This window comes from Pseudomonas sp. PDM30 (genome assembly GCF_019218985.1).
In the GTDB taxonomy this organism is placed as follows: Bacteria; Pseudomonadota; Gammaproteobacteria; order Pseudomonadales; family Pseudomonadaceae; genus Aquipseudomonas; species Aquipseudomonas jessenii.
In genome coordinates this window covers 675,049-695,918 of the sequence record NZ_JAHUWM010000003.1, presented here as the reverse complement: position 1 = coordinate 695,918, position 20,870 = coordinate 675,049, and the positions used below count along the sequence as shown (strand labels likewise).

Below are 20,870 nucleotides of genomic sequence, written 5' to 3'. Positions count from 1 at the left end.
CGCCACAGATGTTGTGTTACTCCCCGGAGATAAAACTCACCCGCACCTTCAACCCCGCCCGCTCGCCATCGTGCAGGCTGATCTGGGCCAGATGCGCGCGGCAGATCTCACCGACAATCGCCAACCCCAATCCGGAACCGGCCACTTGCTGATTGCGCCGATAAAAGCGCTCGAATACCCGATCGCGTTCTTCAAGAGGTATGCCGGGGCCATCATCTTCGACTTCCAGCACGGCAGGCGCCGAGACCCGCAGAATCACGTTGCCACCCGGCGGCGTGTGGGCCAGTGCGTTATCCACCAGATTGCTCAGCAGTTCGTTCAATAACGTCGGCTCGCCCCGCAGCCAGACCGGTTCATCCGCCTCCAGCGCCAGCGCGATACCACGTTTGTGGGCCAACGGCGCCATGGCCATGCCCAGCTCCCGTGCCAACTGACTCAGGTCGAGTAACTGCGCGCCACCCTCGGCAATCGCCCGGGCGCCATTTTCGACCCGTGCCAGGGAAAGCAACTGATTGGCCAGATGAGTCAATCGATCAGTGCCCTGGGCGGCAGTCTCCAGCGTGCTGCGCCAGATATCGGGCTCGGCCGAGCGCAGGCCCAGCTCCAGGCGCGCCTTGAGTGCCGCCAGCGGCGTGCGCAGTTCGTGGGCGGCATCGGCGATGAATTGCGCCTGCTTCTCGAACTGGCCACGCAAGCGCTCGGTAAAGTGATTGAGTGCGCGCACCAGCGGCCACAATTCGCGCTGCACTTCCACCAAAGGCAAGGGGCGCAGATCGTCCGGCTGGCGCTCTTCCACCGCCGTGCGCAAGCGCTCCAGCGGGCGCAACGCAGCACTCACCGCGAACCACACCAGCATCAACGCACCGATTGCCAGCATGCCCAGGCGCAGCAAAGTATCTGCCGCCAGACTGCGGGCCATGCTGACGCGCGCTTCATCGGTTTCCGCCACGCGAATTTCCGCCATGCCATTCATGTTCGGCTCGCTCACGGGCTTGAGCAGGCTCACCACGCGCACGTTCTGCCCGCGGTACTGGGCGTTGTAGAAACGTGCGAGCGCCGGATAGTCATCGGTGCGCGGCGTTCCCGGCGGTGGCGCGGGCAGGTTTTCGTAACCGGAAATCAGCTTCTGATTGATGTCGTTGACCAGGTAGAAAATTCGCCCGGCACTGTCGTAGGCAAAGGTATCGAGGGCCACGTAGGGCACGTCGGCACTGAGGGTGCCGTCGCGCTGGGAGACGCCGGCAGCGATGGTTCGCGCCGACGCCAGCAGGGTCCGGTCATAGGCCGTATCGGCAGCTTCGCGTCCGTTCCAGTAGGCGCTCAAACCACTGGCCAGCATCAACACCACCAGCAGCAGCGCCAGGTTCCACAGCAACCTCCAGCGCAGGCTGCTGGGCTTATGCATCGCGGCTTTCCAGCAAGTAACCGAGGCCGCGGAAGGTCACGATGGCGACCGGCTGACCGTCGAGTTTCTTGCGCAGGCGGTGCACGTAGATTTCGATGGCATCGGGGCTGGCTTCTTCGTCGAGGCCGAACACTTGCGACGCCAGCTGCTCCTTGCTCATCACCCGACCGGGGCGCGCGATCAGGGCTTCGAGCACGGCCTGTTCGCGGGAGGTCAGGGTCAGCAATTCTTCCCCGAGGGTGAAACGCCGGGTTTCCAGGTCGTAGGCCAGCACACCGCAACGCTGAATGCGCTCACCGCCCAGCACGCTGCGGCGCAACAAGGCTTTGACCCGGGCTTCGAGTTCGGTCAGTTCGAACGGCTTGGCCAGGTAGTCGTCGGCGCCGAGGTTCAGGCCGTGGACCCTATCCTTGACGTCGCTGCGGGCGGTCAGCATCAACACCGGCAGGTTCTTGCCCCGCGCCCGCAAACGCGCCAGCACTTCGAAACCATCCATGCGCGGCAAGCCGACATCGAGGATCGCCATGGCGTATTCCTCGCTGCCCAGCGCCAGGTCGGCCGCCACGCCATCGTGCAGGACGTCCACGGTCAGCCCGGTGCTCTTGAGCGCCTGGGCGACACTTTCGGCGAGCTGCAAATGGTCTTCGACGAGCAGAACACGCATGGATCTTTACCTCATTCCGGGATGGTCGACGCCATTCTCTGGCGCGAAGTTTACAGCCGCAACCGCCGCTGTGAAGCCCGAAAACCGTGAAAGTCAGCTGAAAGGTTAGCGAAAGGTTAGCCCGTTACAGTCCAGCCACGGACAGTTTCGACTGCCGTCGCTGCAGCCACACAGCGATACGAAAAACGCCTCGAAGCGTTTTCGACAAATAAGAACAATAAACGGAGTAAGTCATCCATGCAGTCCTTGCAGACCCAGGCTATCGCGCCTGCCCGCCTCTCCCGTTTCAGCCACACTGCGCTTGCCAGCGCTGCCGCCCTTGCCGGCTTTTCGCCGTTGAGCCAGGCCGCATTCTTCGAAGACAGCTCGGCCACTTTCGAAACCCGCAACATGTACTTCAATCGCGACTTTCGCGACGGCACCAGCGCCCAACAGTCCAAGCGTGACGAGTGGGCCCAGGGGTTCATGCTCAATCTGAAATCAGGCTACACCGACGGCACCGTGGGGTTCGGTGTCGATGCGCTGGGCATGATGGGGGTCAAGCTCGATTCGAGCCCGGACCGTACCGGTACCGGCCTGCTGCCGACCGACGATGGGCGCGCCGTCGACGAATACTCCAAGCTCGGCCTGACCGGCAAAATGAAAATCTCCGCCAGCGAGCTGAAATTCGGCACCCTGATCCCGGAACTGCCGATCCTCAAGCCCAATGACGGGCGCATCCTGCCGCAGACCTTCGAGGGCGGCATGCTGACCTCCAAAGAGCTCAAGAACCTGACCTTCACCGGCGGGCGTCTGGATAAAGCCAAGGACCGTGACAGCACCGACTTCGAGGACATTGCCCTCAACAACAAGAACGGCCGTTTCGCTGGCACCGTGGCCGGCAAGCACTTTGATTTTGGCGGCCTGGACTACAAGCTCACCGACAAGATCACCGGCAGCTACCACTTCGCGCAACTCGATGAAGTCTACAACCAGCATTTCCTCGGTTTGATCGCTTCGCAGCCATTTGGCCCCGGCACTTTTGGCACCGACCTGCGGTTTGCCATCAGCGATGACCAGGGCGAGGCCCGTGGCGGCAAGATCGACAACAAGTCCCTCAACGGCCTGGTGAGTTACGCCTTGAGCGGCCACAAATTCAGCGCGGGCTACCAGCACATGTCCGGCGACAGTGCATTCCCGTATGTGGATGGCGCCGACCCGTACCTGGTGAACTTCGTGCAGATCAACGACTTTGCCGGCGCCGAAGAACGCTCCTGGCAAGCGCGTTATGACTTCGACTTCGTCACCCTCGGCGTCCCCGGTCTGACCTTCATGAGCCGTTACGTTAGCGGTGACAACATCAAGCTCAAGAACGGTGACGAAGGCAAAGAGTGGGAACGCAACTCCGAGATTAAATATGTTGTACAAAGCGGCGCGCTCAAGGATGTCGCCGTGCGCCTGCGCAATGCCACCTACCGCTCCAACTACTCTGCTCGCGATGCCGATGAAGTGCGTCTGCTGGTGAGCTATAGCGTTGCCCTTTGGTAATTCAGTGCGTCCATAACAACAACTCCCAAGGAGACTTGAATGAACCTGTCAATGCGTAAAATTGCCCTCGCGGCCAGCGTACTGCTGTTTACCGGCCATGTGCTTGCCGAACCCAAACGCCCGGAATGCATCGCACCGGCCTCGCCCGGCGGCGGTTTCGACCTGACCTGCAAACTGGCGCAAAGCGCGCTGATCAACGAAAAACTGCTGACCAAACCGATGCGCGTGACCTACATGCCCGGCGGCGTTGGCGCAGTAGCCTACAACGCAGTGGTCGCCCAACGTCCGGCCGATGCTGGCACCCTGGTGGCCTGGTCCAGTGGTTCGCTGCTGAACCTGGCCCAGGGCAAGTTCGGTCGTTTCGATGAAAGCCACGTGCGCTGGCTGGCTGCCGTTGGCACCAGCTATGGCGCCATCGCGGTGAAAAGCGATTCGCCCTACAAGACCCTCGACGATCTGGTCCAGGCACTGAAGAAAGATCCGAGCAAAGTGGTGATCGGCTCCGGCGGCACCGTCGGCAGCCAGGACTGGATGCAAACCGCGCTGATCGCCAAGGCCGCCGGGATCAACCCCCGTGACCTGCGTTACGTTGCCCTCGAAGGTGGCGGCGAGATTGCTACCGCCCTGCTCGGCGGCCACATCCAGGTCGGCAGCACCGACATCTCCGACTCCATGCCGCACATCCAGAGCGGCGACATGCGCCTGCTGGCGGTGTTCTCCGACAAGCGCCTGGACGAGCCGGAAATGAAGGACATTCCGACAGCCCGCGAGCAAGGCTACGACATCGTCTGGCCGGTGGTTCGCGGCTTCTACCTCGGGCCAAAAGTCAGCGATGAAGACTATGCCTGGTGGAAGGATTCCTTCGACAAGCTGCTGGCCTCCCCCGAGTTCGCCAAGCTGCGCGACCAGCGTGAACTGTTCCCGTTCGCCATGACCGGCCCGGAACTGGACACCTACGTGAAGAAGCAGGTTGCGGACTACAAAGTGCTGGCCAAAGAGTTCGGCCTGATCCAGTGATCGCCTCTGTCTAGCGGCCGCGGCTCCGTTTGGCGGAGTCGCGGCACAGGAGTTCCCCATGCTCTTACAACGCATTTTTGCTTCGGTGCTGTTGCTGGCCTGCCTCAGCCTGGTGGCGATGGCCTGGCCCTACCAGGCACCTTTTTCCTACGAACCGATCGGCCCGCGAGCCTTCCCCCTGCTGATGCTGGGACTGATGGGCCTGGCGCTGGTGTACATGGTGTATCGCCCTTCGCCGATCAAGCACACCGATGAAGAGCCACCGCTGGATCGCGAAACCCTGACCAAAATTGGTGTTTGCGTACTGTTGCTGCTGGTCTTCGCCGGGCTGTTCGAACCGCTGGGCTTCATTCTCAGCAGCATGCTGGTTGGCATACCGATGGCTCGCCTGTACGGCGGACGCTGGCTGCCGGGCGCGATAATCATCAGCCTGATGAGCGTCGGTCTGTACCTGCTGTTCGACAAAGTCATGGACGTGCCACTGCCTCTGGGCCTGCTCGACGTTCTGGAGAACTGATATGGATACGCTTGGTTATTTGAGTCACGGCTTCGGCGTCGCACTAACCCCTTACAACCTGGTGACCGCCCTCAGCGGCACGCTGATCGGCACCGTCGTCGGCCTGCTGCCGGGGCTGGGGCCGATCAACGGTGTGGCATTGCTGATCCCGATTGCGTTCGCACTGGGCCTGCCGCCGGAGTCGGCATTGATCCTGCTGGCGGCGGTATATCTGGGTTGCGAATACGGCGGCCGGATCAGTTCGATCCTGCTGAATATTCCCGGCGAAGCCTCCACCGTGATGACGACCCTCGACGGCTACCCGATGGCCCGTCAAGGCCTGGCCGGTGTTGCCCTGTCGCTGTCGGCCTGGAGTTCGTTCATCGGCGCTTTCATTGCCACCTGCGGGATGGTGGTGTTCGCGCCGATACTGGCGAAATGGGCGATTGCCTTCGGCCCGGCGGAATACTTCGTGCTGATGGTGTTTGCGATTGTCTGTCTCGGCGGCATGGCTGGCGACCGCCCGCTCAAGACCTTCATCGCCGCGCTGATCGGGCTGTTTCTGTCGACGGTCGGCATTGACGCCAACAGCGGTGTGTACCGCTTCACCGGCGATAACATCCACCTCACCGACGGCATTCAATTCGTAGTGCTGGTGCTGGGCCTGTTCTCCATCAGTGAAATCCTGTTGCTGCTGGAAAAAACCCACCGTGGCCAGGAAGCCTTCCAGGCGACCGGGCGCATGCTGTTCAACTTCAAGGAAGCCGCTTCGGTGTTCTGGGTGAACATGCGTTGTGGCGTGCTCGGTTTCATCATGGGCGTACTGCCCGGCGCAGGTGCAACGCTGGCCAGTGCGGTGGCCTACATGACCGAGAAACGCATTGCCGGCCCAAGCGGCAAATTCGGCCAGGGCGACAAACGCGGTCTTGCGGCCCCGGAAACCGCCATCGGTGCCGAAGCCTGCGGCGCGCTGGTGCCGATGCTGACCCTCGGCGTTCCCGGCTCGGGTACCACGGCGGTGATGATCGGTGCGCTGTCGCTGTACAACATCACGCCCGGCCCCCTGCTGTTCCAACAGCAACCGGACATCGTCTGGGGCCTGATTGCGTCATTGTTTATCGCCAACATCATGCTGGTGATCCTCAATATCCCGATGATCCGCATCTTCACCAAAATCCTCGCCGTGCCGAACTGGGCGCTGGTGCCGATGATTGCGATCATCACCGCTATCGGCGTGTACGCGGTGCATGCCACCACCTTCGACCTGTTCCTGATGATCGGTATCGGCATCTTCGGCTACATCCTGCGCAAGCTCGATTTCCCGCTGTCGCCGGTGCTACTGGGTTTCATCCTTGGCGGCTTGATGGAGCAGAACCTGCGTCGGGCGCTGTCGATCTCCAACGGTTCGCTGGACATCCTCTGGTCGAGCGGCATCACCGTCGGTGTCTGGGGGTTGATCGTGGTCATGCTGCTGGTGCCGATTGTGCGCATCTGGCGTAAACGCTCAGTGGCGCAACGCGTTGTCGCCGATGTCTGATCGGTCCCCCTTCAAACTCTGGTGGGGAACCCCGCTGGTCGGCCTGCTGGGCGGTTATCTCGCCAGCCAGGTCGGCTGGCCTTTGCCGTGGATGGTCGGCTCGTTGCTGGCGATCATCCTCGTGCGCTGCCTGACACCCTGGCAATTGGCCGAAATCCCTGGCGGACGCAAGTGCGGCCAGTGGATCGTCGGTATCGGCATCGGCCTGCACTTCACCCCGGTGGTGATGGAGCAGGTGCTGAGTCATTTCGGTTTGATTTTCTTTGGTGCGTTGGTCACCAGCCTGTCCGCCGTGGTCGGCGTGTGGCTGATGCGCCGTACCGGAGAAGATCGCGCCACGGCGTTCTTTTCCAGCATGCCCGGCGGTTCCGGGGAGATGGTCAACCTCGGCGCCCGCAATGGTGCGGTACTCAGCCGTGTGGCGGCGGGGCAGAGTTTGCGGGTGTTGGTCGTGGTGCTGTGCGTGCCGGCAGCCTTCAAGTATTTGTTGGGCGACGGTGCGCCGATTTCCCACTCTGGCAGCATCGATTGGCGCTGGCTGGCGGTATTGTTTCCCGCTGGCGCGTTGGCGGCCTGGATCTGGGAGCGCCTGCGTCAACCCAACCCCTGGCTGTTCGGGCCGTTGCTGGTCAGTGCGGCCGTCAGCATCGGCTGGGACCTGCACATCGGCTTGCCCGACGGCGGTAGCCAGATTGGCCAATGGTTGATCGGCAGCGGTCTGGGCTGTCACTTCAACCGGCAGTTTTTCCGGCGTGCGCCGTCGTTCATGGGGCGCACCCTGATCGGCACGGTGTTGACCATGCTGATCGCCACGGCGGCGGCATTGGGTTTGAGTGCGCTGACCCATCTGGATCTGCGTTCACTGACCTTGGGCATGATGCCCGGCGGGATTGCCGAGATGAGCCTGACAGCGGAAACCCTGCAACTGTCGGTGCCGCTGGTGACGGCGATGCAGGTGATGCGGCTGTTGTTTGTGTTGTTTCTGGCGGAGCCGTTGTTCAAGTACTGGAACCGGGGTCCGGATTCAGTCTGATAGACCGAGTTGCCTTCATCGCGAGCAAGCTCGCTCCCACAGGGTTCGCGTGATCCTTGTGGGAGCGAGCTTGCTCGCGATGGGGCCCTCTTGCTCAGCCCATCAAACCGGCGGCAACCGCCACTCGATCGGCGTCTCGCCATTCTGTTCCAGAAATTTATTGGTCCGGCTGAAGTGCCCGCAACCGAGAAAGCCGCGATAGGCCGACAGCGGTGACGGATGCACCGAAGTCAACACCAGATGCTTGGTCGCATCGATCAGCTTCTGCTTGCTCTGGGCATGGGCGCCCCACAGCATGAAGACCAGGTGCGGTTGCTGTTGGCTGACCACTTCAATGATTCGATCCGTGAAAAACTGCCAGCCCTTGTCCTTGTGCGCATTGGCGTTGGCACGCTCCACGGTCATGGTGGTATTGAGCATCAACACGCCCTGCTCGGCCCAGCTTTGCAAGTAGCCATGGCTGGGAATGTCGATGTTCAGGTCGCGTTTGAGCTCTTTATAAATGTTCACCAGCGACGGCGGCGCCGGCACGCCCGGTTGCACCGAGAAGCACAGGCCATGGGCCTGGCCCGGGCCGTGATAAGGGTCCTGCCCGAGGATCACTACCTTGACCTTGTCCAGCGGCGTGGAATTGAGCGCGTTGAAAATCATCGGCCCCGGCGGATAGATCTCCTTACCGGCCGCCCGCTCCTGTTGCAGGAAGTTTCGCAACTCTGCCATGTAGGGCTGGTCGAATTCGGCACGCAGTGCCTCCTTCCAGCCCGGTTCGAGTTTGATACGGTCGTCAGCAGTCATGGTTACATCCGGCAAAAACAATGGGGCGAACCCTAGGAAAGCGCATCACGCTTGTCAATTGATCTGACGCAGATCCGGCACTTTCCCACACAGCGATCATACTTAACCCTCAAATTCCCGATCGAGGTCACGATGAATCTGCACTTCGAAGAACTCACCGGCACCGACGGCGCGCGCATCGGCATCGCCAGCCTGGATGCCGAAAAGTCCCTGAACGCCCTGTCCCTGCCGATGATCAACGCCCTGCGCGACCGAATGGGGGCCTGGGCCAAGGATCCGCAGATCGTCTGCGTTCTATTGCGCGGCAACGGTGCCAAGGCCTTTTGCGCCGGCGGCGAAGTGCGCAGCCTGGTGGAAGCCTGTCGCGTCCATCCGGGCGAAGTACCGCCACTGGCCGCGCAGTTCTTTGCGGCGGAATATCGCCTGGACTTCAAACTTCATACCTACCCGAAACCGCTGATCTGCTGGGGCCACGGCTATGTGCTCGGCGGTGGCATGGGACTGTTGCAAGGGGCAGGCATTCGCATCGTCACGCCGAGCAGCCGCTTGGCCATGCCGGAGATCAGCATCGGCCTGTACCCTGACGTTGGCGCCAGTTGGTTTCTGTCGCGCCTGCCCGGCAAGCTCGGGTTGTTCCTGGGCCTGACCGGTGCGCACATGAACGGCCGCGATGCCATCGACCTGGACCTGGCCGATCGTTTCCTGCTCGATGAGCAGCAGCCGGAATTGATCGAAGGCCTGTTGCAATTGAACTGGCAGGAACAGACACCCATGCAGCTCAACAGCCTGCTCAAGGCCTTGCAGCAGGAAGCCGCGGCGCAGATGCCCGAAGCCCAGTGGCTGCCGCGCCGCCAGCAGATCGACGAACTGCTGGATGTCAGCGACGTGCGTTGCGCCTGGAAGGCCATCAGCGCCTTGCGCGATCACACCGACCTGTTGCTGAGCCGCGCAGCCAGGACCCTGAGCGAAGGCGCTCCGCTGACCGCTCGTCTGGTGTGGGAGCAGATCATTCGAGCCCGACACCTGTCATTGGCCGAAGTCTTCCAGATGGAATACACCCTGAGCCTCAACTGCTGTCGGCATCCGGAATTCAGCGAAGGCGTACGTGCCCGGCTGATCGACAAGGACCAGAAGCCGCACTGGCACTGGCCGGACATCAACAACGTGCCGGATGCGGTGGTAGAGGCGCATTTTCACAAGGCTTGGGAAGGTCGGCATCCGCTGGCGGATTTGTCCGAATACTGAAAACTGCACACAACACTGTGGGAGCGGCGGTGCGACGATTCGACTTGCTCGCGAAAGCGTCATCTCAGCAACATTGATGTTGACTGACACTCCGCCTTCGCGAGCAAGCTCGCTCCCACATTCAGAGTTGTGTTTTGTACAAAGCTATCGGTGGCCGCCCCGCCCGCTGCGATAGCCTCGACCGTTTCCGCGATAGTCGTTGTTCCAGTTCCCGCGGTTACGGCCGTCCCAGCCATGGTTCTGATGCGTGCGGTAGTCGCCACGCGACGGCTGATAGTAACGAGGGGCCGACTGGTAATGGCGCGATGGTTGATACATCCGCGGCTGCGAGTAATAGCGCGACGGTTGATAGATCCGTGGCTGTGAGTAATAGCGCGGTGTCGGCTGGTAATACCGCGCTGGCGGCACGTAGTACCGGGGCGGCGGTGTGTAGTAACCGCCACCATTGGAGTAGTAGGAACTCCCCCCGGCGTAATAGGTTGGCGATGGCGAGGTATAGACCTCGGAACTGTAGTAACTGCCTCCTTCATCGTAATAAGGCACGCACCCACCAAGGGACAATCCCAACACAGCTAACAGAATAATTCGACAGAGCATGGCGGCCTCCTGGACCGCGGGTAAGCCACACCAACGACGCTGGCAGGCGACAGACAAATGTTCGGTGACTGTCGAAAGATCAGACACCGAATTCGGAATCTGGTGCGCCCTCGAAACAAGTGGAAACATCTGGCCGATGAAAGGTTTTTCATTCGTTCGCGCCCTGATTAACGGTGGCCACCTCGATGTCCACCGCCATGATGTCCGTGTCCGCCGCCGTGGCCACGGTAGTAACCATGCCCACCGTAGTAATAGGCGCGATAACCACCGTAATAACGCGGACCGTAGTAACCGTAGTAATAGGGCGAGTAGTAGCCGGGGTAGTAATAAGGTCCCCCGTAGACGTCGGCAGGACCGGCGTAGTAGTAGCAGCCAGACAATCCAAGACCCAGTACTGCACCTAACAATAATCGACGCAACATGGTGGCCTCCGTAAAGACCTGTAACAGCAGTCGGCACGCTCCGACTTACACCTGTTTTGACTGGCATTCCCCTGCCAAGTGCGACGTCACACCCACCGTCTGATCAGCGGCGGACAGGTTCCAATGCGGTGCACACGAGCACCATCAAAGTGCCGCCTCATTCACGCTGGCGGCGGGCGTAACCCTTCGTGGAATGTGGGAACGACCATTCGCGGCACACATAGAGCAGTTATTTCCCCGCAGTGCCATTAGAATGCAACCATCGGATGACTGCCAATGGAACTGCCATGCCGCTTCGCTCTCCGCTGTATTCTCAACGTTTGTTGGTTCTCACGCTGGTCGCGTTGCTGGGCGCAGGTTTCCTCGCCACCTCCTTCCTCAGTTACTACGCCTCCCGGGCCTCGATCCGCGACAACATCGTCAACACCGAACTGCCGCTGACATCGGATACGGTCTACTCGGAAATCCAGAAAGACCTCGTCAGGCCGATCCTGATTTCCTCGATGATGGCCCGCGACACCTTCATGCGCGACTGGGTGGTCAATGGAGAACAGGACTCCGACCAGATGACCCGTTACCTCAACGAGGTCATGACCCACTACGGCGCCTACACCGCGTTCTTCGTCTCCAACACCAGCCTGACCTACTACCACGCCAAGGGTGTGCTCAAGCAGGTCAAGACCACCGAGCCCCGCGATGCCTGGTACTTTCGCGTGAGGGACATGAAGGATCCGTACGAGATCAACGTCGACCCGGATCTCGCCAACAAGGACAACCTGACCTTCTTCATCAACTACAAGGTCTACGACTACAACAGCCGATTCATCGGCGCGGCCGGGGTTGGCCTGACCGTCGACGCCGTGATCAAGCTGATCGACAAGTACCAGCAGCGTTATCAACGCAGTGTGTATTTCGTCGACAACTTCGGGCGCCTGGTGCTCACCGGCGCCGAAGGGGGTCCGCAGGGTGCGCACATCGGGCAGAAACTCAGCGAACTCGACAGCATGAAAGACCTGGTCAGCCGGCTGCCCAAACCCCACAGCGGCAGCTATGAATACTCCGTGCAGGGCCAGGGGCATTTCCTCAACGTGCGGTTTATCCCGGAGCTGAACTGGTACCTGTTCGTCGACAAACGCGAAGACAGCGCCCTCGGTGAAATCCGCCAGTCGCTGTACCTCAACCTGCTGATCTGCCTGCTGGTCACCTTGATCGTGCTGGCCCTGCTCAACCGGGTGATCAAACGCTATCAGGACAAGATCCAGGCCCAGGCCATCCTCGACAGCCTGACCGAACTGCCCAACCGTCGCGGCTTCGATCTGCTGGCCGCGCAGGCCATGCACGAAGCCCGGCGCGAGCCCAAGCCGCTGACCGCTTTGCTGCTGGACCTGGACCACTTCAAGGCGCTGAACGACACCTACGGCCACCTGGCCGGCGACCAGGTACTGATCGGTTTCGCCCGGGATCTGGAAAGTTGCCTGCGGCACTCCGACATCGTCTGCCGCTGGGGTGGTGAAGAGTTCATCGTGCTGCTCAAGGACACCGACGGTAAGACCGGTCTGATGATTGCCGAGAAAATTCGTCAGCACGTGGAACAACAGCGCTATGCCTACAACAGTCAGGCCTTGCATGTGACCGTCAGCATCGGCCTCACCACCCAGCAGCCCGATGACACCTTGCACAGCCTGCTGTCACGGGCGGATCATGCGATGTATCGGGCCAAGCAAACTGGCCGTAACCGAACCTGCGTGGAAAAACCTCACTCCAGCTATGAACCAGCCTGACCTCTGCCCGGCCTGCGGTGCACCCAACGACTGCACCCTGGCCGATCCGCGAACCGCCGACCGCGCCTGCTGGTGCTACGGCGTCAGCATCGACCCGGCGGTGCTCCAGGCGCTGCCGGCGGAACTGCGCGACGCCTCGTGCCTGTGCCCGCGCTGCGCTGAAGTCGAGGCGCAGTTGCAAGCAGCGTCCGGGTCGATCAAGTAAGATGCGCGCCCCTGTCCTTACCGATCCTTAAGTCATGCGTGTCGACCGTTTCCTCAGCAACCTGCCGTGCTTCAACCGTAAGCAGGTGCGCTTGTTGCTGGTGGAAAAACGCGTCAGGGTTGACGGAAAAGTCGTCAGCGACCCGCACAGCGAAGTCCGCGAATTCAGCCGCGTCGAAGTCGACAACGAGGTGCTGCAGGCCGGTAAACCCCTGCGCCATTTCATGTTGCACAAGCCCGCCGGATGCGTCAGCGCCACCCGGGATCCGCAGCACCCGACCGTGCTCGATTTGATCCATGAACCGGACAAGGACGAACTGCACATCGCCGGACGCCTGGACTTCAACACCACCGGCCTGATGCTGATCACCAACGACGGCAGCTGGTCGCGGCGCCTGACCCAGCCGCAGACCAAATTGCCCAAGGTCTATTACGTCGAAACCGAGCAGGACATCGGCCCCGAGTACGCGATCAAATTCAACGAAGGGCTGTACTTCGCCTTCGAAGACCTCACCACGCAACCGGCCGGGCTAGAGCGGCTCGGGCCGAAATCGGCACGCCTGAGCATTGTCGAGGGCCGTTATCACCAGGTGAAGCGCATGTTCGGCCACTTCGACAACAAGGTGCTGCGCCTGCATCGCGAACGCATGGGGCCGCTGGTCCTCGACGACGCGTTGAGACCGGGCGAATATCGCCCGCTGACCGACGAAGAGATCGGATCGATCTAAACGCGCGACCGCTCAGCAGAAAGTTGTCGAACAATTTACCAACGGCACTTGCGCAATGATGTGACCCCTGCTTGAATCAGGACGTCGGCCGAAATGTGACCGATGAGTCACCCCATACTTCTAAGAAACTTTTTGCCGGTAGGAACCCAAGGGTTCCGGCCTCATCCGGCAGACTGCCCGCCAATAACAATACCCGTCGACCGGACTGCAATGGATCGACATGGGCCTCTCAAATTCCAGGCGTATGCCTACCTGTCACAAAGCTCGTGCAATCTCATTTGCGCGCATACCCGCTTGCCAGGAGTCTTATGACATGAGGCCAGAAATCGCTGTGCTGGATATACAGGGTCAGTATCGGGTTTACACGGAGTTCTATCGCGCAGACGCCGCAGAGAAGACCATTATCTTGGTCAACGGCTCGATGGCCACGACTGCGTCGTTTGCACAAACCGTGAAAAACCTCCATCCGCAGTTCAACGTCGTCTGCTACGACCAGCCCTACGCGGGCCGGTCAAAAGCCCACAACCTGCATGAAAAAATGCTCACCAAGGAAATCGAAGGGCAGATCCTGCTGGAGCTGATCGACCACTTCGCCGCCGAGCACGTGCTGTCGTTTTCCTGGGGCGGTGCCGCGACCATGATGGCATTGTCGCAACGGCCACGGCGCATCGAAAAAGCCGTGATCAGCTCGTTCTCCCCGGTGATCAACGCGCACATGCTCGACTACCTCGAGCGCGGCGTCGAACACCTCGGCAACCTGGACCGCGACCGGGTCGGGCACCTGGTGAACGACACCATCGGCAAACACCTGCCGTCGTTGTTCAAGCGCTTCAACTATCGCCACGTCAGCTCCCTGGCCGAACATGAGTACGGGCAGATGCACTTCCACATCAGCGACGTGCTGCACAGCGACCGCCAGTGCTACCTGCACGCGGCGAAGAAAATCGACGTGCCGGTGCTGTTCCTCAACGGCGAATGGGACGAATACACCGCCGCCGACGACGCACGGTTGTTCGCCGGCCACGTGCAACACAGCACGTTCAGCACCATTCAGGCCACCGGCCACTTTCTCGACATGGAGCACAAAGCCGCCTGCCGAGACAGCCGCAACGCACTGATGGGCTTCCTGAAACCAGCGCAACTCGAAAGCCGACCGCGTTACCACAACGTCCAGGAACACCATGCATTGGCAGGCTGAAGTAGCGTCATCGCGAGCAAGCCCCGCCCTGCTGCGTTAAACGTATTGCGCAGGCGCGAGGCTTGCCCGCGATCGACCGTCATGCGGTCCGGGCTTTTTTGTCACATCTGCGTTAAACCCGCTCCACGTAAAGAAAAACTTCAAATCGCCGGCCGTATCTGGTACAAAGTCAGCGCTCTGAGCGGGTGTCGTATAATGGCATTACTCCAGCTTCCCAAGCTGATAACGAGGGTTCGATTCCCTTCACCCGCTCCAATCGAATTTTGATCTCACGTCAGGGTGGTTTTGACGGGGGATGCAGAGACAGAAAAAACCGGCCTTGATGGCCGGTTTTTTTGTGTCCGGGATTTGGATTAGCTTCTCCAAACTCTGAAAATTAGCGTTTTTGCGCAAGAACCGGGTTTTGTTAACGTTTTTCTTATCCCGATAAAGGATTTCTTCCACGGAGTCAGAGATTGCATCTCTTCGAAACGAAGACTACTATCTCCCAAAATGGGAGGAAGTGCAGTGCGTGTGATTGCAAAAGGGACATTGCGGGAGTTCTGGGAAAGTAGCCCGGCTTATGCTGACTCCGAAACACCACTGGTTGAATGGTATCGGCACATGGAGAAAGCCGTTTATGGCACGCCGCAAGAGGTTAAAGCGGAGCTGAGAACGGCCAGCATCCTCAAGGGTGGCAGGGTTGTATTCAACATCGGTGGCAACAAATACCGGGTAATCATGGCAATCGACTATCAGCGCCAGCTCGGTTTCATACGATTCGTTGGCACCCACACCCAGTACGATCAGATCAACGCGGAGACCGTGTGATGGACATTAAACCTATTCGCAATCAAGAAGACCTGACTGCTGCATTTGCACGGGTGGAACAATTGTGGGGAGCTGAAATTGGTTCGCCTGAAGGCGATGAGCTGGAAATTCTGGCGCTGCTCATCGAGAAATACGAAGACGAGCATTACCCGATGCCGCCCTCCGATCCGATTGAGGCAATTAAATTTCGCATGGACCAGCAAGGCCTGACCCCTCGCGATCTGGAACCCTTCATTGGTACGAGCGGAAGGGTATCTGAGGTGCTGAACCGCAAACGTAAATTGAGCCTGTCGATGATCAAGCGCCTGCACGACGGGTTGCGGATTCCTTACGAAAGCTTGCTGGCGGGTGTTGCCTGATGGCGTAGACCTCCCTCCAGATTTCAGCCTCAGTACAGGTTGTCTGACGGGAGATATGGAGAACAAAAAACCGGCCCAAGTGGCCGTTTTTTTGTGCGCGGGATTTGGTGATGCGTCTGCCAACGCTAGTACTAAGGGCCCACTTTTAAAGGCCCAACGGAGATCAACGCTCAAAAAAGCAACGTCCTACACGACACTGGGAAATGTCCGTACACTTGCGCATTGCTGTGCTTTTGCCACGAGGCCTATAGTCCGAGCGCGCCAAAAATGGCGTATCGGGTTTGGCGACTTGATGGCAAAGCATAGAAACCTCCGAGCTGTCTCGGAGCGTTTCTGAACGCACTTGGCTACCTGTTTATGGTGGCTGTGCGTGGGAGACCTTCGGGTCTGCCGGTTTGCCTTGTCCCGGTTCGCCAACCTGCGTACAGCTGCCACCCTTTGTTTGGCGACACTGAGTGGTAGTTCACTTCAATTCAAGGAATCACTCATGAATGAATATATGGCTTTAACCAGCAACGCCGACGACCTCCCCTCTCTCTACGTCAACACCACCCAACCCCTGCACTCCCTGCTCAGCACCGCCAGTTACAGAATTCGAGCCGTCACTCAGCTCCTGGAAAACCTCGCGATGCGTGGCGACCTGAGCTCCGACACAGTGGTCCTGAGCGACTTCGCATTGCTCTGCTGCGTGCCATTGCGCGATGGATGCGATGTGCTTGATGTAATCGCTCGACGCATGGATGCAGAACCCTCCTGACAGTCCACCCGGCGCCTTTCGGGGGCGCCATTTGGGGTTCATAACCTCACCCGCTGTGTTCACGGAGGACCATGAACATGTTTTACCCGATTGCGATTTTCATGGACGACGACGAACATGCGTGGGGTGTTGAAGTCCCGGATGTGCCAGGTTGTTTTAGCGCCGGTGAAGATCTGGAAGATGCAATAGCCATGGTTCAACAAGCCATTGAGGGGTATTTCGAGATGCTCGCCGAGAACGGTGCACCCTTCCCCTCAGCCAGCAGCGTTACCCTGCACACATCTAATCCAAAGTACGCTGGCTGTACGTGGGCGCTGGTGGAAGTCGACGTGATCGAGTAACTGATTGGAGCCCCTGATATGATTCAAAACAGTGGGTTGGTGTTCAGCGCTGAATGTGACCCTGCCACCTGGACGCTCATATCTTTTGCGTATAGATCACCGCAAGCGAGTAAAGATGCCGTAGAGCTGCGTTGAGCCCAGCAACAGTTCCCTTATTCTCCCGGCTCATCCTTCGCCTGGAGATCAACATGCACAATTCAGAGTTGGGAATCATGATCATTTCATTGATCGGGTTGTTCGGCTTTGCGTCCTTTGCCTTTGAGTACTTGAGTGCCCGGCGCTCAAAAAAGAACAAGCCACAGTGATTTTTCAAAACCATAAAAAGGGGCAGATGACGCTCATCAACTGTCCCTGTTTTGCTTCAGCGGGTCGCGACGATAAACAGTCGCGGAAACGGCAACAGCACCGAACCATCGGCCAAGGCCGGATACGCCCGTTCGATAGCAGTCTGATATTGCTTCAGATACTGCGCCCGTTCCGCCTCGTCCAACGGATCGAGAAACGGTCGCAAGCCACTGCCCTTGAACCACTCCACCACGCCAGACGCACCGCCCGCGAGCGGATGATGGTAAGTGGTGCGCCACACATCGACGCGGGTGCAACAGGCTTTCAAAATCGAATAGTAGCCACTGGCATCGACCATTTCGGTCCTCTGCCCAGCGGCACCTGCCAGCTTGCCGACCCATGGGCCATCAGCGGCGACTTCACGCATCAAGCGGTGCGAGTGTTCATTCAGGTTGTCAGGCATCTGGACGGCCAGGCTGCCACCCGGCGCCAGTTTGCTCACCAGCGATGGTAGCAAGGTGGCGTGATCAGGCACCCACTGCAACACCGCGTTGGCGAAAATCACATCGAACGGGCCACTGTCATTCCAGGTGTCGATGTCGGCGATGTCGAATTGCACCTGCGGCAAGCGCTTGCGCGCGGCGTCAATCATGTCGCTGGAACTGTCCAGCCCACGCACCGTGGCATCGGCAAAGCGCTCCACCAGCAACTCGGTGGAGTTGCCGGGCCCACAACCGATATCGATGGCCAAGCGCACGTCCCCGGCGGGGACGGCCGCCAGCAGGTCACGGGCGGGACGGGTGCGTTCATCTTCAAAAGCGACGTACTGTTTGGCGGACCAACTCATTGCGTTCTCCTGTCGGTACGTTGTCGTGATCTGGGCAGACCACCAGTTCACTACGATACATCGGCCAATAGGCTCTGCTCTATTCCACCTTTGTTGCGAAAACTTTTGTGGGAGCGAGCTTGCTCGCGATGGCGATTGCACAGTCAACATCGTCGTCGACTGACATGGCGCTATCGCGAGCAAGCTCGCTCCCACAGTTTTTCACCTTAACTGATCGGCCTAGGCTCTATTAGCCAGTTTTTTCGTCGCTAGACAGCAATCTTAATCGTAGTACCCGACAGTCTTCTTCAAATGATCCGAGTACTCGTAAATGTCATCAACGGAGTTGATTGCATGCCGGGTTTCATTCTTCTCTTCGTCAAATATGCCGATGTATTTCTGTGATCGGTTGAAGTGCAGTCGGCAGATCGGCTTGCGGTTGTTGTCGTCGAGCAGGATGCCGAAGTAACTCTGTGTGTCACGCTGAACAATCCGCTTGGCATCAACAACCGACCGAACCACGGCCCGGACGATGTGATAGCCCTCCAGTTCTTCCAATGTCGTCAGAACTTTGTCCTCTGACTCATCTCGAACATCGGATTGTTCAGTGTCACCAGTAGCGACTGGTAAAGAGGCCTGCGCAGGCTGGAGGGCGCCACTCATTGCCGACTTGAGCCTGTCATTGATTTGGTCGTTGAGAAACTGCACCACAGCCTTTCTCGTGAGCTCATGGAACTGTTCTCGGACCTTCTGAGTAATCACTCCGTCGTAAACCCGAGAAGCAAACACTTTCACGAAGTCGTCGTCAGGCTTGCTTACCTGAGAAGCAATCACCTTCTTGATTTGGCTGACGTACTTCAGCTCACCTGCGGCGCTGATGATCGACTCCACATCGAATGCAGATTTGGTGAGTTTCACCAACTCTGGGACGGAATACTCGTCGATATCCAGCAGGTCGAGTTCAAGGAATGGCTTCTCGTCCATTTTGTTTGGCGCGTCCAGGTCAGTGAAAAACTTATAGACCTGGCCATTGGTGAGAATGGAGATTCGAGCGCTGGTGACATGAAAATAGCGGAACAGCTGGGAGGCATGATTGATATGCAGCGGCTCACCAATTTTTTTGCACTCGATGAGAATCTGAACCTCACCAGCCTTCATGATTGCGTAATCAATTTTCTCCCCTTTCTTCGTTCCAATATCGCAAACGAATTCAGGTGTCACTTCCGTCGGATCGAAAACATCGTAGCCCAGTACCGTACTGATAAAGGGCATGACAAAAGCATTCTTGGTCGCTTCTTCCGTTTGAATGGCAGCGCTCTGCAAACGAACTTTGGCAGCGAGACTTGCTAACTTTTCGAAGAATTCCATGAGTAGCCTCTTTTCCGGTTTCGATCCGTGTGAACACATGCTGGCAAATTGACTGCCATTGATACTAGACACAAACCGATACAAAGGAAGATTCCCACCCAAAATTAAGATCTTGCCTACCTCCATGCTTCATTGGTTTGCAACCCCAGCCGAATTTTCATTCTCCCGCCACTGTCTGAAAAATCAGGCGCCCCCTCAAAAGGAACACGGTCATGAAATTCGCAAAAATCGCGCAGAAACTCGCCCTCTGGGCCGGTAGCCCCAAGACATTCATGAGCGCGTTGATCCTGATTTTCCTGTGGGGTTTGAGCGGGCCGATTTTTCATTTCAACGATACGTGGCAACTGGTCATCAATACCTCGACCACCATCATCACGTTCCTGATGGTGTTCCTGATTCAAAACACGCAGAACCGCGACACCGACATCCTGCATTTGAAAGTCGACGAATTGCTGCGGGTGACCAAGGAGGCGCAACAGGCCATGCTCGGGCTTGAGGCGTTGGACCTCAAGCAACTGGAGGCGCTGCGCAGGCACTACCGCGCCATGGGCGAGAACCAGGTGTTCGACCTCGACGGCCTGAACCCAACGCATAACCCCAAGCCGCATCTGGACCAGTGCTGAACAGAAAAACGGCGCGTGACTGAAGCCCCGCGCCGTTTGTGTTCAAACCTTCAGGTCAACGACTGGCTTGCAACGCCTTGGCCATTTCCAGGTGATTTTGCAGTTTAGGCAGGGTTTCTTCGGCGAACGCCTTGATTTGCGGCACGTCGGTGGTCTGCGCCTCCTGCTGCAGCTGTTCGATGGCTTCCTGCGTGGTCTTCACCTGACTGGCGGTATAGGCCTCATCGTAGGTCGCCCCATCCATGACTTGTGGCATCAGGGCTTTGGCCTTTTCGACAATTTCTTCCCGGGGGGCGACCGGTATATCCAGTTGTTTGGCGATTTTAGCCAGGTGCTGGTTCGCCGTGGTGCGGTCGTTGATGACGATAATGGTGTAGTCCTTGACCTCTTTGGACTCGGCTTTCTGGTGCGCCAGGCGACTTGCTTCAATATCGGCAATACCTTTTGCCGAGGCCTCGTCGATGAACTCGGCAGTCGACTGGGCAAAGACGCCGCTGGCAAACAGGCCCAATAACGTGGCAAGACTGGTATTACATAATCGGGTGGCCATCCGGTTCATGGTCGCGCCCTCCTCTTCAAATTCAAACGGGAGCTTTCGCCCCCGCTTCTCAATCAAAACCACCATCATCCATTACTTGGATTTCTGTCCGGGCTTGCGGCCCATGTCGGGTTTCGCAGGCTCTTTGTCGACAGTCGTCGTGGTGGTTTTCCCACCCTTGCGACCGGCTTCAGAGGCCTTCGTTCGATCATTGGCGAAGTTCCCCGAGTTCGAGTTTCTTGAATTAGGCATGATTCTCTTCCTCTTGGTGGTAGTCGCGGCGAGCTGTAGCCCGCATAGAATCTGAATTTGCG

The 20,870-nt window shown here is 58.7% G+C and carries 23 protein-coding genes, 1 tRNA gene and 1 pseudogene; 16 read left to right on the top strand and 9 right to left on the bottom strand.

The features are described 5' to 3' along the window. Positions 1-16: 16 nt before the first annotated feature. Both KW840_RS10555 and KW840_RS10550 read right to left on the bottom strand, forming a co-directional pair. Positions 17-1,405 carry a sensor histidine kinase gene (locus tag KW840_RS10555; RefSeq protein ID WP_090453663.1) on the bottom strand — a complete coding sequence of 463 codons (1,389 nt, stop codon included), beginning with the start codon at positions 1,403-1,405 and terminating at the stop codon, positions 17-19. Continuing rightward, positions 1,398-2,069, bottom strand: coding sequence for a response regulator (locus KW840_RS10550; protein ID WP_007979804.1), 672 nt, complete (start codon positions 2,067-2,069; stop codon positions 1,398-1,400). Before KW840_RS10550 ends, KW840_RS10555 begins: the two co-directional genes overlap by 8 nt. Positions 2,070-2,306: 237 nt before the next feature. On the opposite strand from KW840_RS10550, the gene KW840_RS10545 reads away from it, so the two are divergent. Genes KW840_RS10545 through KW840_RS10525 form a run of 5 tightly spaced genes read left to right on the top strand, consistent with a single transcriptional unit; the run spans position 2,307 to position 7,679 of the window. After that, positions 2,307-3,596 (top strand): OprD family porin, encoded by a 1,290-nt coding sequence (locus KW840_RS10545; protein WP_218495109.1) that lies wholly within the window; start codon positions 2,307-2,309, stop codon positions 3,594-3,596. Between the two features lie 39 nt (positions 3,597-3,635). Next, on the top strand, positions 3,636-4,613 hold the full coding sequence (locus KW840_RS10540) for a tripartite tricarboxylate transporter substrate binding protein (protein ID WP_218495108.1): 978 nt from the start codon (positions 3,636-3,638) through the stop codon (positions 4,611-4,613). Between the two features lie 58 nt (positions 4,614-4,671). Next, positions 4,672-5,130, top strand: coding sequence for a tripartite tricarboxylate transporter TctB family protein (locus KW840_RS10535; RefSeq protein WP_057716032.1), 459 nt, complete (start codon positions 4,672-4,674; stop codon positions 5,128-5,130). 1 nt (position 5,131) lies between these two features. Further along, a complete protein-coding gene (locus KW840_RS10530; RefSeq protein WP_057716033.1) occupies positions 5,132-6,646 on the top strand; it encodes a tripartite tricarboxylate transporter permease in 1,515 nt (504 codons plus the stop codon). Next, positions 6,639-7,679, top strand: coding sequence for an AbrB family transcriptional regulator (locus KW840_RS10525; RefSeq protein WP_218495107.1), 1,041 nt, complete (start codon positions 6,639-6,641; stop codon positions 7,677-7,679). The genes KW840_RS10530 and KW840_RS10525 overlap by 8 nt, the downstream gene beginning before the upstream one ends. 102 nt (positions 7,680-7,781) lie before the next feature. On the opposite strand, the gene ung is transcribed toward KW840_RS10525, so the two are convergent. Further along, positions 7,782-8,474 carry a uracil-DNA glycosylase gene (ung, locus tag KW840_RS10520; RefSeq protein WP_218495106.1) on the bottom strand — a complete coding sequence of 231 codons (693 nt, stop codon included), beginning with the start codon at positions 8,472-8,474 and terminating at the stop codon, positions 7,782-7,784. A gap of 132 nt (positions 8,475-8,606) precedes the next feature. Between ung and KW840_RS10515 the strand changes: the two genes are divergently transcribed. Beyond that, positions 8,607-9,719: an enoyl-CoA hydratase/isomerase family protein gene (locus KW840_RS10515; protein ID WP_218495105.1), complete on the top strand. Its 1,113-nt coding sequence runs from the start codon at positions 8,607-8,609 to the stop codon at positions 9,717-9,719. Positions 9,720-9,863: 144 nt separating this feature from the next. On the opposite strand, the gene KW840_RS10510 is transcribed toward KW840_RS10515, so the two are convergent. Together KW840_RS10510 and KW840_RS10505 are read right to left on the bottom strand one after the other, a co-directional pair. After that, positions 9,864-10,316: a hypothetical protein gene (locus KW840_RS10510; protein WP_218495104.1), complete on the bottom strand. Its 453-nt coding sequence runs from the start codon at positions 10,314-10,316 to the stop codon at positions 9,864-9,866. Between the two features lie 167 nt (positions 10,317-10,483). Further along, complete coding sequence (locus tag KW840_RS10505) at positions 10,484-10,738, bottom strand: hypothetical protein (protein WP_079246796.1); 255 nt, start codon at positions 10,736-10,738, stop codon at positions 10,484-10,486. Positions 10,739-11,025: 287 nt separating this feature from the next. Between KW840_RS10505 and KW840_RS10500 the strand changes: the two genes are divergently transcribed. The 9 genes and pseudogenes from KW840_RS10500 to KW840_RS10460 form a co-directional block, all read left to right on the top strand. Further along, entirely contained in the window at positions 11,026-12,519 is a 1,494-nt protein-coding gene (locus tag KW840_RS10500) for a sensor domain-containing diguanylate cyclase (RefSeq protein ID WP_218495103.1), read from the top strand. Beyond that, positions 12,506-12,724, top strand: coding sequence for a cysteine-rich CWC family protein (locus KW840_RS10495; RefSeq protein ID WP_008050697.1), 219 nt, complete (start codon positions 12,506-12,508; stop codon positions 12,722-12,724). Before KW840_RS10500 ends, KW840_RS10495 begins: the two co-directional genes overlap by 14 nt. A gap of 34 nt (positions 12,725-12,758) precedes the next feature. Further along, the gene (locus KW840_RS10490; RefSeq protein WP_218495102.1) at positions 12,759-13,451 is read left to right on the top strand and encodes a pseudouridine synthase; all 693 of its coding nucleotides are present in this window, start codon (positions 12,759-12,761) and stop codon (positions 13,449-13,451) included. Positions 13,452-13,764: 313 nt separating this feature from the next. Continuing rightward, positions 13,765-14,649 (top strand): alpha/beta fold hydrolase, encoded by an 885-nt coding sequence (locus tag KW840_RS10485; RefSeq protein WP_090453634.1) that lies wholly within the window; start codon positions 13,765-13,767, stop codon positions 14,647-14,649. 181 nt (positions 14,650-14,830) lie between these two features. After that, a tRNA-Gly gene (locus KW840_RS10480) sits at positions 14,831-14,904 on the top strand. A gap of 252 nt (positions 14,905-15,156) precedes the next feature. Beyond that, a complete protein-coding gene (locus KW840_RS10475; RefSeq protein WP_218495101.1) occupies positions 15,157-15,459 on the top strand; it encodes a type II toxin-antitoxin system HigB family toxin in 303 nt (100 codons plus the stop codon). Beyond that, a complete protein-coding gene (locus KW840_RS10470; protein ID WP_007984691.1) occupies positions 15,459-15,818 on the top strand; it encodes a type II toxin-antitoxin system HigA family antitoxin in 360 nt (119 codons plus the stop codon). Before KW840_RS10475 ends, KW840_RS10470 begins: the two co-directional genes overlap by 1 nt. A gap of 487 nt (positions 15,819-16,305) precedes the next feature. Then, positions 16,306-16,575 carry a short-chain dehydrogenase gene (locus KW840_RS10465; RefSeq protein WP_218495100.1) on the top strand — a complete coding sequence of 90 codons (270 nt, stop codon included), beginning with the start codon at positions 16,306-16,308 and terminating at the stop codon, positions 16,573-16,575. Positions 16,576-16,652: 77 nt separating this feature from the next. Beyond that, a pseudogene (locus KW840_RS10460) lies at positions 16,653-16,907 on the top strand (type II toxin-antitoxin system HicB family antitoxin); the annotation flags it as partial. Positions 16,908-17,277: 370 nt separating this feature from the next. Here KW840_RS10460 and tam read toward each other — a convergent pair. Both tam and KW840_RS10450 read right to left on the bottom strand, forming a co-directional pair. Continuing rightward, the gene (gene tam, locus KW840_RS10455; RefSeq protein ID WP_218495099.1) at positions 17,278-18,048 is read right to left on the bottom strand and encodes a trans-aconitate 2-methyltransferase; all 771 of its coding nucleotides are present in this window, start codon (positions 18,046-18,048) and stop codon (positions 17,278-17,280) included. Between the two features lie 261 nt (positions 18,049-18,309). After that, a complete protein-coding gene (locus tag KW840_RS10450) occupies positions 18,310-19,395 on the bottom strand; it encodes a type I restriction endonuclease (protein WP_102672066.1) in 1,086 nt (361 codons plus the stop codon). 212 nt (positions 19,396-19,607) lie between these two features. Between KW840_RS10450 and KW840_RS10445 the strand changes: the two genes are divergently transcribed. Further along, a complete protein-coding gene (locus tag KW840_RS10445) occupies positions 19,608-20,018 on the top strand; it encodes a low affinity iron permease family protein (protein ID WP_090453624.1) in 411 nt (136 codons plus the stop codon). A gap of 55 nt (positions 20,019-20,073) precedes the next feature. On the opposite strand, the gene KW840_RS10440 is transcribed toward KW840_RS10445, so the two are convergent. Together KW840_RS10440 and KW840_RS10435 are read right to left on the bottom strand one after the other, a co-directional pair. Next, positions 20,074-20,577 carry a DUF4142 domain-containing protein gene (locus KW840_RS10440; protein WP_218495098.1) on the bottom strand — a complete coding sequence of 168 codons (504 nt, stop codon included), beginning with the start codon at positions 20,575-20,577 and terminating at the stop codon, positions 20,074-20,076. Between the two features lie 72 nt (positions 20,578-20,649). Next, on the bottom strand, positions 20,650-20,808 hold the full coding sequence (locus KW840_RS10435; RefSeq protein ID WP_007976786.1) for a KGG domain-containing protein: 159 nt from the start codon (positions 20,806-20,808) through the stop codon (positions 20,650-20,652). Positions 20,809-20,870 lie beyond the last annotated feature (62 nt).

What these genes read in the sequence shown, in the direction of transcription:
- KW840_RS10555 (WP_090453663.1), bottom strand. Translation starts at nt 1,405, where the DNA reads ATGCATAAGCCCAGCAGCCTGCGCTGGAGGTTGCTGTGGAACCTGGCG.
- KW840_RS10550 (WP_007979804.1), bottom strand. Translation starts at nt 2,069, where the DNA reads ATGCGTGTTCTGCTCGTCGAAGACCATTTGCAGCTCGCCGAAAGTGTC.
- KW840_RS10545 (WP_218495109.1), top strand. Translation starts at nt 2,307, where the DNA reads ATGCAGTCCTTGCAGACCCAGGCTATCGCGCCTGCCCGCCTCTCCCGT.
- KW840_RS10540 (WP_218495108.1), top strand. Translation starts at nt 3,636, where the DNA reads ATGAACCTGTCAATGCGTAAAATTGCCCTCGCGGCCAGCGTACTGCTG.
- KW840_RS10535 (WP_057716032.1), top strand. Translation starts at nt 4,672, where the DNA reads ATGCTCTTACAACGCATTTTTGCTTCGGTGCTGTTGCTGGCCTGCCTC.
- KW840_RS10530 (WP_057716033.1), top strand. Translation starts at nt 5,132, where the DNA reads ATGGATACGCTTGGTTATTTGAGTCACGGCTTCGGCGTCGCACTAACC.
- KW840_RS10525 (WP_218495107.1), top strand. Translation starts at nt 6,639, where the DNA reads ATGTCTGATCGGTCCCCCTTCAAACTCTGGTGGGGAACCCCGCTGGTC.
- ung (WP_218495106.1), bottom strand. Translation starts at nt 8,474, where the DNA reads ATGACTGCTGACGACCGTATCAAACTCGAACCGGGCTGGAAGGAGGCA.
- KW840_RS10515 (WP_218495105.1), top strand. Translation starts at nt 8,607, where the DNA reads ATGAATCTGCACTTCGAAGAACTCACCGGCACCGACGGCGCGCGCATC.
- KW840_RS10510 (WP_218495104.1), bottom strand. Translation starts at nt 10,316, where the DNA reads ATGCTCTGTCGAATTATTCTGTTAGCTGTGTTGGGATTGTCCCTTGGT.
- KW840_RS10505 (WP_079246796.1), bottom strand. Translation starts at nt 10,738, where the DNA reads ATGTTGCGTCGATTATTGTTAGGTGCAGTACTGGGTCTTGGATTGTCT.
- KW840_RS10500 (WP_218495103.1), top strand. Translation starts at nt 11,026, where the DNA reads ATGCCGCTTCGCTCTCCGCTGTATTCTCAACGTTTGTTGGTTCTCACG.
- KW840_RS10495 (WP_008050697.1), top strand. Translation starts at nt 12,506, where the DNA reads ATGAACCAGCCTGACCTCTGCCCGGCCTGCGGTGCACCCAACGACTGC.
- KW840_RS10490 (WP_218495102.1), top strand. Translation starts at nt 12,759, where the DNA reads ATGCGTGTCGACCGTTTCCTCAGCAACCTGCCGTGCTTCAACCGTAAG.
- KW840_RS10485 (WP_090453634.1), top strand. Translation starts at nt 13,765, where the DNA reads ATGAGGCCAGAAATCGCTGTGCTGGATATACAGGGTCAGTATCGGGTT.
- KW840_RS10470 (WP_007984691.1), top strand. Translation starts at nt 15,459, where the DNA reads ATGGACATTAAACCTATTCGCAATCAAGAAGACCTGACTGCTGCATTT.
- KW840_RS10465 (WP_218495100.1), top strand. Translation starts at nt 16,306, where the DNA reads ATGAATGAATATATGGCTTTAACCAGCAACGCCGACGACCTCCCCTCT.
- tam (WP_218495099.1), bottom strand. Translation starts at nt 18,048, where the DNA reads ATGAGTTGGTCCGCCAAACAGTACGTCGCTTTTGAAGATGAACGCACC.
- KW840_RS10450 (WP_102672066.1), bottom strand. Translation starts at nt 19,395, where the DNA reads ATGGAATTCTTCGAAAAGTTAGCAAGTCTCGCTGCCAAAGTTCGTTTG.
- KW840_RS10445 (WP_090453624.1), top strand. Translation starts at nt 19,608, where the DNA reads ATGAAATTCGCAAAAATCGCGCAGAAACTCGCCCTCTGGGCCGGTAGC.
- KW840_RS10440 (WP_218495098.1), bottom strand. Translation starts at nt 20,577, where the DNA reads ATGAACCGGATGGCCACCCGATTATGTAATACCAGTCTTGCCACGTTA.
- KW840_RS10435 (WP_007976786.1), bottom strand. Translation starts at nt 20,808, where the DNA reads ATGCCTAATTCAAGAAACTCGAACTCGGGGAACTTCGCCAATGATCGA.